We start from the raw sequence: 2,025 nt of genomic DNA on the forward strand, positions 1-2,025 counted from the left end.
CGGAAGTTTGACAGTCTAGCCTCATAAATCTTAGTTCATCATACCCCTCAAGCCCGCATAAAGACTGATATTTCAGTCTTATTTTTTTGTCAAATTTTATCACTTTATATGTGGCTATATGTAGCTATGTATGGTATAATAAGGGTTGGAGGATATAAGTATGAAACTAACAGTAAGCAAATCCAAAAACTCTGCATCATTCTATGTTCAGAAAACTATCAGAAAGTCAAACGGCTCTGTCACAACTGTTACCGTAGAAAAGCTTGGCAACCTTGATGAAGTAAAGGCAAAAGCCAAAGGGCAGGATCCTTACGCCTGGGCACAGGAATACGTCAACGAACTCAACCGCAGGGAATATGAAGAACAGAAGGAAATAATCCTCAGCTATGCACCTTCCAAACTCATCAAAAAGAACGAGCAGAAAACATTCAACTGCGGATATCTCTTCCTCCAGGACATCTACTACAGCCTGGGCCTTGATAAGATTTGCAGCAAGATATCTTCTCGTCACCTTTTTGAGTATGATCTAAACGACATACTTTCCAAACTTGTATACACAAGAGTGATCTTCCCGTCATCAAAGCTGTCATCCAACAAGCTTGCAGCATCATTCATTGAACAGCCATCATTTGAACTTCATGATATTTACCGTGCTCTTTCCATCCTCGCCGAGGAGAACGACTTTATACAGGCTGAGCTCTACAAGAACAGCCAGAAAGTATTAGAACGCAGAAGTGACGTACTGTATTACGACTGCACAAACTATTTCTTTGAGTTGGAAGAAGCAGACGATTTAAGGAAATATGGCAAATCCAAGCAGCATCAGCCACTGCCAATCGTCGGAATGGGACTGTTTATGGATTATGATGGAATTCCTCTTGCATTTGACATATATCCTGGAAATAAGAATGAGCAACCTACTCTAAAGCCTCTTGAAAAGAAGATTCTTAAGGACTATGGACTTGATCAGATCATTGTTTGCACAGATGCTGGACTGTCCTCCAAAAGCAATCGAAAATTCAATGACAAATCCATCAACGGTGAGCGCCTGAGAAGCTTTATTACAACACAGTCTGTCAAGCAGCTTCCTGAACACCTCAAGGAGTTTGCTCTTGACCCTTCCGGTTGGCACATCATTGGAGACGCTACTATTTACAACATCGAAGAGATTGATGAGTCTGAGTTCTACGATAAGATTTTCTACAAAGACAGATGGATAAAAGAAGATCTTTCAGGAAGAAAAATAAGACAGGGAGCAAAGCCTCTAGAGCAGCACCTTATAGTCTCCTACTCTCCCAAATACAAAATCTATCAGCGTAAGATCAGGCAGGGGCAAGTAGACAGGGCAACAGCTATTATCAACAGCGGAAAATATAAACAGCGTCCCAAGAATCAGAATGATCCACACAGATTTATCGGAAAGGAAGTCATGACTGAAGATGGCGAGGCATGTACAAAAGAAGTTCCATATCTCAAGACAGACATCATAGCTGAAGAAGAAAAATATGATGGATTCTACGCAGTTTGTACCAATCTTGATGACATGAATGTTGCTGAAGTGATACACATCAATAAGAAACGCTGGGAAATAGAAGAATGCTTCCGGATAATGAAAACCGAGTTCAAAGCAAGACCCGTTTACCTTCAACGGGAAGACAGGATAAAAGCGCATTTCCTGACATGCTTTATATCACTCTTCATATACAGACTGCTTGAAAAAAGATTGGGTGAACAGTATACCTGCGAAGATATAGTCCACACCCTCAGGGACATGAACATGTACCGCCCCGGAGAAAAACGTGGATATATCCCATCATACACAAGAACAGACCTGACAGATGCGCTTCATGAGACCGCTGGATTCCGCACAGACTATGAGATTCTTACTGACCTAAGCATGAAGAAAGTCATCCGTGAATCCAAGAAAAAGTAATAATATATAGCTACACTTTTACCCTAAAACTAATGCGAGGTTTCCGCATAATTACTGCGGTTCCTCGCATTTAGACTGTCAAAGATGGGATT

The 2,025-nt window shown here is 41.1% G+C and carries 1 protein-coding gene; it reads left to right on the top strand.

Going from position 1 to position 2,025, the window contains the following annotated elements; genetic code table 11:
* Positions 1-160 precede the first annotated feature (160 nt).
* A complete protein-coding gene (locus C4S54_RS15850; RefSeq protein WP_103870356.1) occupies positions 161-1,933 on the top strand; it encodes an IS1634 family transposase in 1,773 nt (590 codons plus the stop codon).
* The last annotated feature ends 92 nt before the right edge of the window (positions 1,934-2,025 follow it).

This window comes from Butyrivibrio sp. Su6, assembly GCF_900108105.1.
In the GTDB taxonomy this organism is placed as follows: Bacteria; Bacillota; Clostridia; order Lachnospirales; family Lachnospiraceae; genus Butyrivibrio.

What these genes read in the sequence shown, in the direction of transcription:
- C4S54_RS15850 (WP_103870356.1), top strand. Translation starts at nt 161, where the DNA reads ATGAAACTAACAGTAAGCAAATCCAAAAACTCTGCATCATTCTATGTT.